The following is a 13,928-nucleotide window of genomic DNA, read 5'->3' on the forward strand; positions in this document are numbered from 1 at the left end:
CGTGGCCCCCGTGACCAGCCCCCGGACGAGCCCGACGCCGGGTCCCGCGACGGGCCCCGGGACGGGCCCGGACACGACGCCGGACCCCGAGCCCGCCCGCTCGGGGCTCTCGGGCGGTGCGGGCATCTTCTTCATCGTGGTGTGGACGCTGTTCCTCGTGCAGCCGCTCGTGGTGGCCTGGCAGCGCCGGGACGCCCGCGGGTACGCCGGCCTCGCGCTCGTCCTGCTCTTCGTGGCCGTCTACCTCTCGATCCTGGTGGGCCGCCGGCGGGCGATGCGCAGCAGCGGGTTCACCGACCCGCGCCCTCCCCGGGCGCTGCTGGGGATCGCGGTCTGCGCCCTGCTGGCCGCGGCCACCTGCCTCGCGCTCGGCCAGGTCGGCACCGCGACCGCGGTCTACGTCTGCGTGCTCTGCACCATGACGCTGCCGCGCCGGTGGGGCCTGCCGGCGGCGCTGCTGACGGCGGCGGTCTTCTTCGCCTCGGGGGTGCTCGTGCCCGGCTGGGAGCCCGACGGCACCCTGCTGCTCAGCATGCTGGCCGCGACGCTGGCGGTCTGGGGGATCCAGCAGGTGCTGGTGCGCAACGCCCAGCTGGTCCAGGCACAGCACACCAACCGCTCGCTCGCGGTCGCCAACGAGCGCAACCGCTTCGCCCGCGACCTGCACGACATCCTGGGTCACTCGCTGACCGTGATCACCGTCAAGGCCGAGCTGGCCCGGCGGCTGCTGGCGGTCGACCCGGTGCGCGCGGAGCAGGAGCTGGCCGACCTCGAGCGGCTCTCGCGCGACGCCCTGGACGACGTGCGGCGCGCGGTCGAGGGCTACCGCGACCTCACGCTGCCGGGCGAGCTGGCGCGGGCCCGCCAGGCGCTCGCGACGGCGCAGATCGAGGCCGACCTGCCCAACGCCACCGACATGGTGCCGACCCAGGCGCGCGAGCTGTTCGCCTGGACGGTCCGGGAAGGGGTCACCAACGTGATCCGCCACAGCCACGCCCGCCACTGCCAGGTCGTCATCGCCCCCGGCCGTCTCGAGGTCCGCGACGACGGGCGCGGGCCGGCGGGGTCCGACGACGCCGGGCGCGGCGGCCACGGGCTGCTCGGCCTGCGCGAGCGGGCTGCCGCGCTGGGCGGCTCGGTGCAGACCGAGACCCTCGACCCCGGCTTCCGGCTCGCCGTGGTGCTGCCGTGAGCGCGCCGATCCGGGTGCTGCTCGCCGACGACCAGGACCTGGTGCGGGGAGCCCTGGCCGCGCTGCTCTCGCTGGAGCACGACCTCGAGGTGGTGGCCGAGGTGGGCCGCGGCGACGAGGTCGTGGACGCCGTCCGCCGCACCGGGCCCGACGTCGCGCTCCTCGACGTCGAGATGCCCGGCCTCGACGGGATCGCCGCGACGGCGGCCGTCCGCGCCGCCTGTCCCGGCACCCGGGTGCTGATCGTGACCACCTTCGGGCGACCCGGCTACCTGCGCCGCGCCATCCAGGCCGGGGCCGACGGCTTCGTCGTGAAGAACACGCCGGCCACCCAGCTGGCCGACGCCGTGCGTCGCGTCCACGCGGGCCTGCGCGTCGTCGACGCCACCTTGGCCCTCGACTCCTTCGTGGCGGGGGAGTCGCCGCTCACGCCCCGGGAGACCGACGTGCTGCGCGCCGCGCAGGACGGCGCGTCGGTGGCCACCATCGCGCGGCGGGTCTCGCTCTCCGAGGGCACGGTGCGCAACCACCTCTCCGCGGCCATCGGCAAGACCGAGGCCGCCAACCGCGCCGAGGCGGCCCGCATCGCCGAGAGCAACGGCTGGCTCTGAGCCCGTCCGCGGCGACGGCTAGCCTCGGGCCCGTGCCCGCCCTGCCCCCGTCGACGCCCTGGGAGCAGCTGTACGACGACCACGCCCGCGCCCGGCTGGTCACCGAGCCCACCAAGCGGGTCCGGGCCCCCGAGCGGACGCCCTTCGAGCGCGACCGCGCCCGGGTGGTGCACGCCGCCAGCCTGCGGCGCCTCGCCGCGAAGACCCAGGTGCTCGGTCCCGCGACCGACGACTTCGTGCGCAACCGGCTGACCCACAGCCTCGAGGTCGCCCAGGTCGCGCGCGACCTCGCGCACCCGCTGGGCTGCCACCCCGACGTCGCGGAGACCGCGGCGCTGGCCCACGACATGGGCCACCCGCCCTTCGGCCACAACGGCGAGACCGCGCTCGACGAGCTCGGCGCGGCCGTCGGCGGCTTCGAGGGCAACGCCCAGACGCTGCGCATCCTGACCCGCCTCGAGGCCAAGTCGGTCGACGCCGAGGGCCGCTCGGTCGGCCTCAACCTGACCCGGGCCACCCTCGATGCCTGCGCCAAGTACCCCTGGACCCGCGGCGAGGGCCCGCCCGGCACCCCGCCCGCGAAGTTCGGCGTGTACGCCGACGACCGCCCCGTCTTCGCCTGGCTGCGCACCGGGGTCGAGGGCACCCGCCGCTCGGTCGAGGCGCAGGTGATGGACGTCGCCGACGACATCGCCTACTCCGTGCACGACCTCGAGGACGGCGTCGTCGGCGGTCGCATCGACCTCACCCGGCTCGCGCGCGACGAGGAGCGGGAGCAGGTCTGGGCCGCGGTGCGGGAGTGGTACCTGCCCGACGTCGACCCCGCCGCCCTCGAGGACGCCCTGGCCCGGCTGCGCACCGTCGGCTCGTGGCCGCACGCGGCGTACGACGGGACCCGGCGCTCGCTGGCCGCCTGGAAGAACCTCACCAGCGACCTGATCGGCATCTTCTGCGGCCAGGTCCACGAGGCGACGCTCGCCGCCCACGGGGGAGCGGTCCCGCTGGTCCGCCACGGCGGCGACCTGGTGGTGCCCGAGGTGACCGCGACCGAGATCGCGGTCCTCAAGGGGATCGCGGCCCACTACGTGATGCGCGCCCAGGAGCGCCTCGGCCTGATGGAGCGGCAGCGCACCCTGCTGGGCGAGCTCCACGACGCCCTCGCCGCCCGCGGGCGCGACGGTCTCGACCCGATGTTCGCCCAGGACTTCGACGACGCGACGGACGACGCCGCGCGCGCCCGGGTGCTGCTCGACCAGCTGGCCAGCCTGACCGACGCCTCGGCCGTCGCCTGGCACGCCCGCTGGTGCCGCTGAGGCCAGCCGCGCCCGAGCGTGCAGGATGGTCGTCATGAGCGATCCGCTGGTCTGGCTGCCCTTCGACCCCGCCGAGCTGGGCGAGCTGCCCGCGGGGCTGCGCTACGAGCACGTCGACCCCACGAGCGACGAGGTGCCGGCGAGCGTCGAGGAGGTCCGCTTCCACGTCATGCACTACCGCTTCAGCCGCTCCGACGGCGAGCTGCTCGCCCGGATGCCGCAGCTGGAGGTCGTGCAGACCCAGACCGCGGGCGTCGAGCACGTGCGGCCCTACCTGCCCGAGGGCGTCACGCTGTGCAACGGCCGCGGCATCCACGACACGTCGACGGCCGAGCTGACCCTCACCCTGACCCTGGCCTCGCTGCGGGGCGTGCCGGAGTTCGTGCGCGCCCAGGGCGAGCGGCGCTGGGCGTTCGAGCAGCGCGAGTCGCTGGCCGACAAGACCGTGCTCATCGTCGGCCACGGCCAGATCGGCGCGGCCATCGAGCGTCGGGTGCTGCCCTTCGAGGCCGAGGTGGTCCGGGTCGCGCGCAGCGCCCGCGACGGGGTGCACGCCATCGCCGAGCTGCCCGACCTGCTGCCCGAGGCCGACGTCGTGGTGCTGATCGTGCCGGGCACCGAGGAGACGACCGGCCTGTTCGACGCCGCGATGCTGGCGCGGATGCGCGACGGGGCGCTGCTGGTCAACGTCGCCCGCGGGCCCGTGGTGGTGACCGACGCGCTGCTCGCCGAGCTGCGCAGCGGGCGGCTCCGCGCCGCGCTCGACGTCACCGACCCGGAGCCGCTGCCGGCCGACCACCCGCTCTGGGAGGCACCCGGGCTGCTGCTCTCGCCGCACGTCGGCGGCGCCAGCAGCGCCATGCAGCCGCGGGCCCGACGCCTCGTGCGCCAGCAGCTCGAGCGGTACGCCGCCGGCGAGGACCTCGCCAACGTGATGACCGGCGCCTACTGACCCCCGGTCAGGGGCCGGTCGACGCCGGTCGTCACGTGCTGCGCGGCGCGGGTGCTCGCGCCGTGCCAGGAGCCCTCGGGGCCGGTCTCAGGGCAGGTCGCCCCGGGGGCCGGTGTCCTCGCCGAGCTCGAGCCGGTCGGGGTTGAGCTCCCCGTCGGCGTCCGCCTCGGAGGCCGCGCCGTCGCTGCTCGTCGACCGGGCGGCCGCGACCTTGTCCTGCGCCGCGTCCTTGGCCGCGCCGGCGGTCTCGGCGACCTTCTCCTTCACGACCGGCGCCTTCTCGCGAGCGATGTCGACCGCCTGCTGGGCCTTCTCCTGGACCCGCGGGTCGTTCTTGACCTTCTCGTAGGACTCGCGCAGCTGCTCGTAGCGCTCGCGCCCGGCCTTGGCGCCGAGCACGTAGCCCACGCCTCCGGCCGCCAGCAGTGCCAGCTTGTTGATCATCGGTTGCCTCTCTCCTGCTCCCTGTGCGGAGCGTCGTCGTTGCCGGCCCCCGACGCGTCGTCGCGCCGGTTGGCCTCGCGCCGGATCTTGCGACCCATGGCGGCGTCCTTGTCGCGCTTCTTCGCCTGCTTCTTGATGTTGGTCGTGTCGCGCGGCGGCAGCTGCAGGTCCTCCTCGGCCGGCAGGCCGGCCTGGAGCTGGCGGCCCCGCTCGAGCTCGGAGTCGAGCTCGGCGCCGAACAGCAGGGCCAGGTTGGTGATCCACACGAACAGCAGCGCCACGATCACCGAGGCGGCCGCGCCGTAGGTCTTGCTGTAGTTGGCGAAGGTCGCCAGGTAGATCCCGAACGCCACCGAGGCCAGGATCCAGATGCCGATGGCGGCAGCGGCCCCCACCGAGATCCACTTGAACTTGGGCTGCTGGATGTTGGGCGTCACGTAGTAGAGCAGGCCCACCAGGACGATCACCATCACCAGGACCAGCGGCCACTTCACGATCGAGAACGTCGTGACGGCGGCATCGCCCAGGCCCACCACGTCGCCGACCGACTGCAGGATCGGACCGGAGACCACCAGCAGGATCAGCACCGTGGCCGCCAGGACCACGCTGACGAAGGTGAGCAGCAGCATCACGGGGCGCAGCTTCCAGAACGGTCGCCCCTCCTCGATCTCGTAGATCCGGTTCATCGCGCGGCTGAAGGCGCCGACGTACCCCGAGGCCGACCACAGCGCGGCCAGGAGGCCGATGACGAGGCCGACGCCCGCGGCGTCGGACTTCGCGACGTTCTCGAGGAACGGCTCGACGAGGCCGAGGATCTGGCTGGACACCAGCGGACGCAGGATCTGCACGACGTTGTCGACGGCGGCCGCCGGGTCGGCGAACACGCCGATCATCGAGACCAGCGCGATGATCGCCGGGAAGACCGCCAGCACGGCGTAGTAGGTCAGCGCCGCGGCGATGTCGGTGCACTGGTCCTCGCCGAACTCGTGCAGCGTCTTGCGCAGCACGTAGCCCCACGACTGCGTGTGCAGGTCGGTGGGGGAGTCGGGCTTGGAGCCGTCGTCCGGAGCGGGTGCGCCCTGCGAGGTGCCGGGCGCGGTCGGAGCGCTCATCGCCGGGACCGGACGAGGATGATGAGCAGGGCCAGCGCAGCTCCCGCCACGGCCCCGTAGATCTCGGGCACGGGCTTGCCCTCGTCGGTGGTGGCGCGGTCCTTGGCGGTCGCCACCCGTTGCTTGGTCTGGGCCTTGACGTCGAGCTTGTGCGTGAGCTGGTCGACCGTGCTGGCCAGCTGCTCGCGCTGCCGCTCGATGTCGGCCTGGATCTCGTCGGGCGTCTGCTGGCTCATGCGCGCTGTCCCTTCACGGTGGCGATGTCGTCCTTGACGCCCTGGGTGGCGCGTTCGGGCGCGAGCGGGGTGGCCTGCTGGACCTGGCCCTTCCCGGTGAAGGCCAGTATCCCGGCGATCACGAGGAGCACCAGTCCGACGACCAGCGCGGCGAGCCACGCGTCGAGGACCAGCGCGAGCGCCAGCACGGCGGTGGCGACCAGGGTGGCCAGGCCGAGGAACGCGAGCAGGCCGGCGGCACTGAACATGCCGATGCCGGCACCGACGCGCTTGCCCTTCTGGGTCAGCTCGGCCTGGGCCAGCTTCATCTCGGAGCGGATCAGCTCGGGGACCTGGGTGGTCAGCTGGTTGACCAGGGCGCCGAGCGTCGGGTCGTCGCCGGGGGCCTGGCCGCTGGGGGACGGGGAAGCCGTGGGGTGGGTCATGTCCCTCGTGTAGCCATCTGGGCACCATCCAAACCCGCCCGGAAGGGTGCCCGGCCGCGCCTGGTGGCGAGGCGACCGGTGGCCAGGTCCTCAGCCCGCTGCGTCCGCACGTCGCCCGGCGGCGGCAGCGGCTGCGTCGTCGAGCACCTCGAGGAGCCGGTCGAGCTCGTAGGGCTTGGCCAGGTAGGCGTCGGCCCCCTCGCCCAGCACGCCCGCGATCGTGCTGGGGCTGGCGTCGGCGCTGAGCACCACCACCCGGGTGTCGGCCGTCGCGGGGTCGCGCCGCAGCGAGCGCAGCACGTCGACGCCCGAGCCGTCGGGCAGGTGCAGGTCGAGCAGCACCAGGTCGGGTCGGTGCGCGCGGGCCAGGTCCAGGGCCAGCCCGCCCAGCCCCGCGTGGACGAAGGCCCACTCCGGCCGCAGCCCCAGCACGGCCTGCATCACCTCGACGTTGGCGGTGTTGTCCTCGACGTAGAGCAGCGTGCAGGAGTGCCCGGGCGTGGTGGGTGGTGCGGCGACCGCGACGGGCGCGAGGTCGGCGGCCGGCTCGGCGTGGGGACGGGCCACGGGGAGCCGGACCGTGAAGACGGCGCCGCCGCCCTCGTGGGCGTGGTGCGCGAGCCGTCCGTCCATCAGCTCGACCAGCGCCCGGCTCAGCGCCAGGCCCACGCCCGTGCCCTCGACCGACGTGCCCTCGGCGCCGAGGCGGTCGAACGGCGTGAACAGCCGGTGCTCGACCTCGGCCGGGATGCCCGGGCCGTCGTCGACGACGTCGAGCCGGACCTCGTCGCCGTCGACCTCGCAGCGGACCACGACGGTGCCGCCTGGACGGTTGTACTTGACCGCGTTGGAGACCAGGTTGAGCAGCACCTGCCGCAGCCGCTGGCCGTCGGCCCGGACGTGGGCGGTGGCGGCCTCCGGCGGCACCAGCCGCACCCCGGCGGTGGCGGCGATCGGCTCCATCAGCCGCAGCGTCTCGGCCGCGACCTCGTGCAGCGCGACCGGCTCGAGGCTGACCGACATCTGCCCCGCCTCGATGCGGGAGATGTCGAGGACGTCGTCGATGAGCGACAGCAGGTGGCGCCCGCCCTGCACGACGTGGTGCACGGCGTCCTCGTCCGCGGTGCCGGCCAGCTTGCGCTCGAGCAGCTGGCCGAACCCGAGCACCGCGTTGAGCGGCGTGCGCAGCTCGTGGCTGACCCGCGACAGGAACGCGTTCTTGGCCTCGTTGGCCGCCCGCGCCTCCGCCTCGGCGGCCTGCAGCCGCTGCTGCGCCTCGACCCGTTCGGTCACGTCCTCGGCCATCCCCACGACGCGCTCCGGCTCGCCGTGCGGGTTCGGCACGGGGACGGAGGAGGCACGCACCCACCGGACGGTGCCGTCGGTGCGGATGATGCGCTGCTCGACCAGGGACCCCTCGCCGAGGTCGCCGGCGCTGCGGCGGCGCACGGCCTCGGCCCGGTCGTCGGGGTGGATCATGCCGCCGAGGGCGAGCGTGGGGTCGGCGTAGAGGTCCTCGGGTCGGTAGCCGGTCAGCGGCGTGATGCCCGGGCTCACGTAGAGGTACGCCGGGGGGTCGAGCTGGCGCAGCGTGAAGACGGTCGTCACGTTGTCGGCGAGCTGGCGCAGCCGGGTGGCGCTCTCGCGCAGCTGCGCCTCGACCGAGCGCTGCCGGGTGACGTCGCGCACGATGGCGATCAGGGCCGTGCCCGGCCGGTCGGGGGTGCGGGACAGGCTGACCTCGACCGGGAAGACCGAGCCGTCCGGGCGGTGGCCGCGCATGGACACCGCCTCACCCGCGCCCTCACCGGCCGCCGGGGGGTGGGAGTGCAGCCCGGGCAGCAGCTCCTCGACCGGCACGCCCTGGAGGTCGTCGCGCCCGAACAGCGCCGGGGCCCGCCGGTTGTGCACCACCACCCGGCCGGCGTCGTCGAGGCCGACGATGGCGTCGGGAGCGGCGTCGAGCAGCGCGGCGAACTGCTCGTGGGCGCGCTCCTCCTCGCTGACCGGGCGCGAGATCGACGCCAGGCCGGTGATCCGGCCCGCCGCGTCGCGCACCGGCAGCATCGACATCACCACCTCCACCTCGCGACCGTCGGAGCGCACGCGTCGGCAGCGGTAGCCGCTCTCCGCCGCGCCGGCGGCGACCCGGGCGTGCCGGGCGGCCTCGTCCTCGGCGGCGTCGGCGGGGAAGAGGACCGCGATGTCGCGACCGAGCATCTCGGCCCGGGTGAAGCCGTAGACCTGGGTCGCGCCCTGGTTCCAGGCCGTGATCAGGCCGTCGACCGTCTTGGCGATCACCGCGTCCTGTGACGAGCGCACGATGGCTGCGAGAGCGGCGTCCTCGCCGTCGCTGCCGCCCGACAGCACGACCACACGCCCACCACCCGTCCGAGCGGCAGCCGATCGGTCGGGCCCCCTGCCCCTTGCCTGCCCCTGCCCCGCCCTGGTGCCAGCATTTCCCGGGAGCAAGCGGCTTGTCCAGGATCGTGGGCGGACCCGTCCGGCCGGCGGTGGCGGGCTCTCGGGCGGGTCGGAGCCGGCCCGTAGACTCCGCGGCGTGGCGGGGCGCATCAAGGAAGAGGACATCGCGGAGGTCCGCGAGAAGACGCGCATCGACGACGTCGTGTCCGACTACGTCACCCTCCGCAACGCCGGCGGCGGCTCGATGAAGGGCCTGTGCCCCTTCCACGACGAGAAGTCGCCGTCCTTCCACGTCACCGCGTCCCGCGGCTTCTACCACTGCTTCGGGTGCGGCGTCGGCGGTGACGTTATCAGCTTCGTCATGGAGATGGACGGGCTGTCCTTCAGCGAGACCGTCGAGCGGCTGGCGGAGAAGGTCGGCGTGCAGCTGCGCTACGAGGAGGGCGGCCCGGCCCGGCCCCGCGGCGGGCCGCAGCGCCCCCGCCTGGTCGAGGCCCACAAGGTCACCGCCCAGTGGTACGCCGAGCAGCTGGCCACCCCCGAGGCCCTCGAGGCCCGGCAGTTCCTCGACTCCCGCGGCTTCGACGCCGAGGCCGCGGCCCGCTTCGGGGTCGGGTTCTCCCCGCGCGGCGGCGAGGACCTGCACCGACACCTGCGCCAGAAGGGGTTCACCGACGACGAGGTCGTGACCGCCGGGCTGGTCGGTCGCGGCCGCGGCCTCTACGACCGGTTCCGCGGCCGCCTGATGTGGCCGATCCGCGACAGCAGCGGCGACACCATCGGCTTCGGGGCGCGGCGCATCTTCGACGACGACCGGATCGAGGCGAAGTACCTCAACACCCCCGAGACGCCGATCTACAAGAAGAGCCAGGTGCTCTACGGCATCGACCTGGCCCGCCGCGAGATCGCCCGCGCCAGCCAGGCGGTGATCGTCGAGGGCTACACCGACGTGATGGCCTGCCACCTGGCCGGCGTCACGACCGCCGTCGCGACCTGCGGCACGGCGTTCGGCGACGACCACGCGCGCGTCGTGCGCCGCCTGCTGCAGGACCACGACGACTTCCGCGGCGAGGTGATCTTCACCTTCGACGGTGACGAGGCGGGCCAGAAGGCCGCGCTGCGGGCCTTCGAGGGCGACCAGGTCTTCGCCGGGCAGACCTACGTCGCGATCGAGCCGAGCGGGATGGACCCCTGCGACCTGCGGCTGAGGTCCGGGGACGCCGAGGTCCGCGAGCTCGTCGCCCGCCGCGTGCCGCTCTACCGCTTCGTGCTGGCCAACGTGGTGCAGCGCTACGACCTCGACCGCGCCGACGGCCGCATCGACGCGATGCGGGAGGCGGCCAAGCTGGTCACGAGCATCCGCGACCGCTCCAAGGTCGACGCGTTCTCCCGCGAGCTGGCCGGCATGATCGGCATCGAGCCCGCCGACGTGCAGCGGGCGGTGCGCAACGCGGCCCGCAGCGGTCCCGAGCAGGCCACGGCCGCACCGCGCACCCGGTCCGGCCAGCGCTCCGAGCAGGAGGCCGGTGGCCAGGGCGCCCGCCCCGCCCCGGCCGCCGACCTGCCCGACGCCCGCGACCCGCGGTTCTACCTCGAGCGCGAGACCCTCAAGCTCGTCGTCCAGCACCCCAAGGCGGTCGGCGCCGCCGCCGACGACCTGGGCCCGGGCGACTTCACCCACGGCGCCTACCGCGCCCTGTGGGCCACGGTGGTCGCGGCGGGCGGGGTCCGGGCCGCCGACGTCCAGTGGGCCTCGCGGCTGCGCGACCACGTCACCGACCCGCGCCTCACCGGCCTGGTCAGCGCGCTGACCGTGGAGCCGCTGCGCTCCGCCGGGGAGCCCAACGACGCCTACGTCGCCCAGCACGTGCACCGGCTGCGCGAGCTGACCGCCCAGCGCCGGATCGCCGAGCTCAAGTCGCGGCTGCAGCGCACCAACCCGGTCGAGCACGCGACCGACTACAACAAGATGTTCGGCGAGCTGGTGGCGCTCGAGCAGCACCGCCGCGCGCTGCGCGAGAAGGGCCTGGAGTCCCAGTGAGCGTCCCGTGAGGGTCCCCGGCTTCCCCGGTCGTCACCGGGTCGACCCCGTGCCCGCCGAGGTGCGGCAGCGGGCCGCTCTCGCACCGCGCGAGAAGGTGCTGGCCTCGGCGCAGGCCGAGGACGGCACCTGGCTGCTCGGCACCCGACGGCTGCTCGTGCTGGTCCCCGCCGAGGGCGGCACGATCGCGCTGCCCTGGGAGCAGGTCGAGGACGCGGGCTGGGACACCGACGAGTCGCGGCTGCGGCTGCGCGCGGTGGGGGAGTTCGGCCGACCGCGGCCCGAGTGGAGCCTGGCGATGGCCGAGCCGCCGCTGTTCCTGCAGCTGCTGCGGGAGCGGGTGACGGCCAGCGTGCTGCTGCAGCGCCGGGTGCCGGTGAGCGGCGGCCTCGGGCTGACGGTGATCGCGAGGCGCAGCCCGGTGGGCGGGGCGGTGGCGTGGATGCACTCCTACGACCCCGGGCTGGACCCGGACGACCCGGTGGTCGCCGCCGTCGCCGACCAGGCCCTCGCGCAGGCGCGCGCCGAGCTCGGGGAGGCCGCCGACGGCGTCGCCGACGACCCGTCCGCAGCGGTCCCCGGCCCGATTTAGCGCCAGCCCGCCGGGGTTGCTAGGGTTTGCGGGCGCGATCCCCTGTAGCTCAATTGGCAGAGCATTCGGCTGTTAACCGGAGGGTTGTTGGTTCGAGTCCAACCGGGGGAGCAACACGACAGGCCCTGGTCCCCGTGCGGGGACCAGGGCCTGTGTCGCGCCCGGGGCAGGTGGACGGCTAGGACCCGCCGAGGTGTCCGGTCAGGCGTTCGTGCCGGTCGGCGCTGGCGCCGCCGAGGCCGACGATCTCGACGGTGGTCCCGCGGCGGGCGTACTTCGTCTCGATGGCGTCCAGCGAGGCCACGGTCGAGGCGTCCCACACGTGGGCCCGGTGCAGGTCGATGACCACGCGGGCGGGGTCGGCGGCGTACTCGAACTGGGTGTAGAGGTCGTTGCTGGAGGCGAAGAACAGCTCGCCCGTGACCGTGTAGACGGCCGTGGTCGAGCCGTCGGGCTCGGTCACCAGCTCGCGGGAGGTGTGGGTCAGGTGGGCGACGCGCCGCGCGAAGAGCGTCATCGCGACCAGGACGCCGACCACCACGCCGATCGCGAGGTTGTGGGTGGCGACGACGACCACGACCGTGGCCACCATGACGGCGGTCTCCGAGCGCGGCATCCGCCGCAGCGTGGCCGGGCGGACGCTGTGCCAGTCGAAGGTGCCGACCGAGACCATCACCATCACGGCCACCAGCGCCGCCATCGGGATCAGCGCCACCACGTCGCCCAGGCCCACGACGAGCACCAGCAGGAACACCCCGGCCAGGAAGGTCGAGATCCGGGTCCGGGCCCCCGAGGACTTCACGTTGATCATCGTCTGGCCGATCATCGCGCAGCCGCCCATGCCGCCGAACAGGCCGGTGACGAGGTTGGCGCCGCCCTGGCCCCAGGCCTCGCGGGTCTTCGAGGAGGGGGTGTCGGTCAGGTCGTCGACCAGCTTCGCGGTGAGCAGCGACTCGAGCAGGCCCACCACCGCCATCGCCAGGGCGTACGGCGCGATGATGCGCAGCGTCTCCAGGCTCAGCGGCACGTCGGGCAGCCCGAGCGTCGGCAGGGTGTCGGGCAGGGCGCCCTGGTCGCCGACGTCCGGCACGCTCAGCGAGGCCAGCAGCGTGAAGCCGGTGAGCAGCACGATCGCGACCAGCGGCGCGGGCACGGCGGTGGTGGCCCGGGGGAGCAGCACCATCACGGCGATGCCGACCGCCACCATCGGGTAGACGAGGAACGGCACGTCGACGAGGTAGGGCAGCTGGGCCAGGAAGATGAGGACGGCCAGCGAGTTGACGAAGCCGACCATCACCGAGCGCGGCACGAACCGCATCAGCCGGGCCACGCCGGCCAGGCCGAGCACCACCTGGACGGCGCCACCCAGCAGCACGGTCGCGACGAGGTAGTCGAGACCGTGCTCGCGCACCACCGGCGCCACGACCAGGGCGACCGCGCCGGTGGCCGCCGAGATCATGGCCGGGCGGCCCCCCAGGAAGGCGATCGAGACCGCCATGGTGAAGGAGGCGAACAGGCCGACCCGGGGGTCGACCCCGGCGATGATCGAGAACGAGATCGCCTCGGGGATCAGGGCCAGCGCGACCACGAGGCCGGCGAGGACCTCGCGGCGCAGCAGGGCCGGCGACCGCAGGGCGGCGCGGACGCTGGTCGAGCGGGGGTCCGGGGACGGGGCCGTGGGGTGGCCGGTGGGGCCGGGAGCGGGGGGAGCAGCGGGGTGCGGGGCAGTCACGTGGCGCAACCTTACCGCTGCGTCAGGGTTGGGTCACATCGTCGGCCGCCAGCGTCGCGACGTACGGCGCCCGCTCAGTCGCCCCAGCCCATCGGCACCACCTCGAAGGCCGCCGCCAGGGGCACGCCGAGCCGCTGGCCGGTGCTGCGGGCGATGCCCTCGAGGAAGTCGCGGGCGTCCCAGTCCTCCCACCCCAGGCCGTCGATGTAGGCCCGGTGCGCCTCGAGCGAGGCCACGCCCGCGTCGAAGGTGTCGGTGGTGTCGACGGCGTGGTCGGACTCGGGGGAGCCGAAGGCCCACACCGCGCGCACGCCGCCCCACGGCTGGAGCCCCTCGGCCACCTGCTCGGGGAAGACCCACCGGTTGCCCGCGTCGCGCACGGCGTCGAGGACCGCGCGGCCGACCGCGACGTGGTCGGCCTGGTTGAGGGTGCGTCCGCCCCAGGTGTCGCGGAAGTTGGCCGTCACCACGACGTCGGGACGGTGCCGGCGCACCTCGGCGGCGAGCAGCCGCCGCAGCGCCACGCCGTGCTCGAGCACGCCGTCGGGCTGGTGCAGGAAGTCGACGCTGTCCACGCCGACCAGGCGGGCCGACTCGACCTGCTCGGCCTCGCGGACCACCCGGCAGCGCTCCGGCTCCATCGCGTCGATGCCGGCCTCGCCGCTGGTCACCATCGTGTAGCCGACCCACTTGCCCTGGCCGGTCCACCGGGCCACCGCGGCCGCCGCGCCGAACTCGAGGTCGTCGGGGTGGGCGACCACGCACAGCGCCCGCTCCCAGGTCTCGTCGAGCGGCTGCAGGGGCGGGGGCGTGTCCATGGCCCGACGCTAGGCCATCTCCCGGCGGCGGCCCGT

The 13,928-nt window shown here is 74.4% G+C and carries 13 protein-coding genes and 1 tRNA gene; 7 read left to right on the forward strand and 7 right to left on the reverse strand.

The window, feature by feature from the left end:
* The first annotated feature begins 10 nt into the window (after positions 1-10).
* From BLU55_RS02280 to BLU55_RS02295, 4 genes are read left to right on the forward strand one after another with little or no spacing between them, the layout of a single operon-like run.
* Entirely contained in the window at positions 11-1,192 is a 1,182-nt protein-coding gene (locus tag BLU55_RS02280; RefSeq protein WP_091725556.1) for a sensor histidine kinase, read from the forward strand.
* On the forward strand, positions 1,189-1,803 hold the full coding sequence (locus tag BLU55_RS02285) for a response regulator transcription factor (protein ID WP_091725559.1): 615 nt from the start codon (positions 1,189-1,191) through the stop codon (positions 1,801-1,803). The genes BLU55_RS02280 and BLU55_RS02285 overlap by 4 nt, the downstream gene beginning before the upstream one ends.
* A 32-nt stretch (positions 1,804-1,835) precedes the next feature.
* A complete protein-coding gene (locus tag BLU55_RS02290; RefSeq protein WP_231917008.1) occupies positions 1,836-3,116 on the forward strand; it encodes a deoxyguanosinetriphosphate triphosphohydrolase in 1,281 nt (426 codons plus the stop codon).
* Between the two features lie 34 nt (positions 3,117-3,150).
* Positions 3,151-4,068, forward strand: coding sequence for a 2-hydroxyacid dehydrogenase (locus BLU55_RS02295; protein ID WP_091725564.1), 918 nt, complete (start codon positions 3,151-3,153; stop codon positions 4,066-4,068).
* An 87-nt stretch (positions 4,069-4,155) separates the two neighbouring features.
* Here BLU55_RS02295 and BLU55_RS02300 read toward each other — a convergent pair whose 3' ends face one another.
* The 5 genes from BLU55_RS02300 to BLU55_RS02320 all read right to left on the reverse strand — a co-directional run bounded on the left by BLU55_RS02300 (position 4,156) and on the right by BLU55_RS02320 (position 8,661).
* Positions 4,156-4,512, reverse strand: a complete 357-nt coding sequence (locus BLU55_RS02300) for a hypothetical protein (RefSeq protein WP_197681073.1) — start codon at positions 4,510-4,512, stop codon at positions 4,156-4,158.
* Positions 4,509-5,624, reverse strand: coding sequence for a YihY/virulence factor BrkB family protein (locus BLU55_RS02305; protein WP_091725567.1), 1,116 nt, complete (start codon positions 5,622-5,624; stop codon positions 4,509-4,511). Before BLU55_RS02305 ends, BLU55_RS02300 begins: the two co-directional genes overlap by 4 nt.
* Positions 5,621-5,860, reverse strand: a complete 240-nt coding sequence (locus tag BLU55_RS02310) for a DUF3618 domain-containing protein (RefSeq protein WP_091725569.1) — start codon at positions 5,858-5,860, stop codon at positions 5,621-5,623. Before BLU55_RS02310 ends, BLU55_RS02305 begins: the two co-directional genes overlap by 4 nt.
* On the reverse strand, positions 5,857-6,285 hold the full coding sequence (locus tag BLU55_RS02315) for a phage holin family protein (RefSeq protein WP_091725572.1): 429 nt from the start codon (positions 6,283-6,285) through the stop codon (positions 5,857-5,859). Before BLU55_RS02315 ends, BLU55_RS02310 begins: the two co-directional genes overlap by 4 nt.
* 90 nt (positions 6,286-6,375) lie before the next feature.
* Complete coding sequence (locus tag BLU55_RS02320) at positions 6,376-8,661, reverse strand: PAS domain S-box protein (protein WP_197681074.1); 2,286 nt, start codon at positions 8,659-8,661, stop codon at positions 6,376-6,378.
* Positions 8,662-8,845: 184 nt separating this feature from the next.
* Between BLU55_RS02320 and dnaG the strand changes: the two genes are divergently transcribed.
* The 3 genes from dnaG (at position 8,846) to BLU55_RS02335 (ending at position 11,453) form a co-directional block, all read left to right on the forward strand.
* Positions 8,846-10,750: a DNA primase gene (dnaG, locus tag BLU55_RS02325; RefSeq protein ID WP_091725578.1), complete on the forward strand. Its 1,905-nt coding sequence runs from the start codon at positions 8,846-8,848 to the stop codon at positions 10,748-10,750.
* Positions 10,751-10,757: 7 nt separating this feature from the next.
* Positions 10,758-11,342, forward strand: a complete 585-nt coding sequence (locus BLU55_RS02330) for a hypothetical protein (protein WP_091725580.1) — start codon at positions 10,758-10,760, stop codon at positions 11,340-11,342.
* Positions 11,343-11,380: 38 nt separating this feature from the next.
* Positions 11,381-11,453 (forward strand) — tRNA-Asn (locus BLU55_RS02335).
* 67 nt (positions 11,454-11,520) lie between these two features.
* Here BLU55_RS02335 and BLU55_RS02340 read toward each other — a convergent pair.
* On the reverse strand, positions 11,521-13,074 hold the full coding sequence (locus BLU55_RS02340) for a SulP family inorganic anion transporter (protein ID WP_091725583.1): 1,554 nt from the start codon (positions 13,072-13,074) through the stop codon (positions 11,521-11,523).
* Between the two features lie 74 nt (positions 13,075-13,148).
* Positions 13,149-13,892: a PIG-L deacetylase family protein gene (locus BLU55_RS02345; protein ID WP_091725587.1), complete on the reverse strand. Its 744-nt coding sequence runs from the start codon at positions 13,890-13,892 to the stop codon at positions 13,149-13,151.
* Positions 13,893-13,928 lie beyond the last annotated feature (36 nt).

Source organism: Nocardioides scoriae (assembly GCF_900104965.1).
GTDB lineage: Bacteria > Actinomycetota > Actinomycetes > Propionibacteriales > Nocardioidaceae > Marmoricola > Marmoricola scoriae.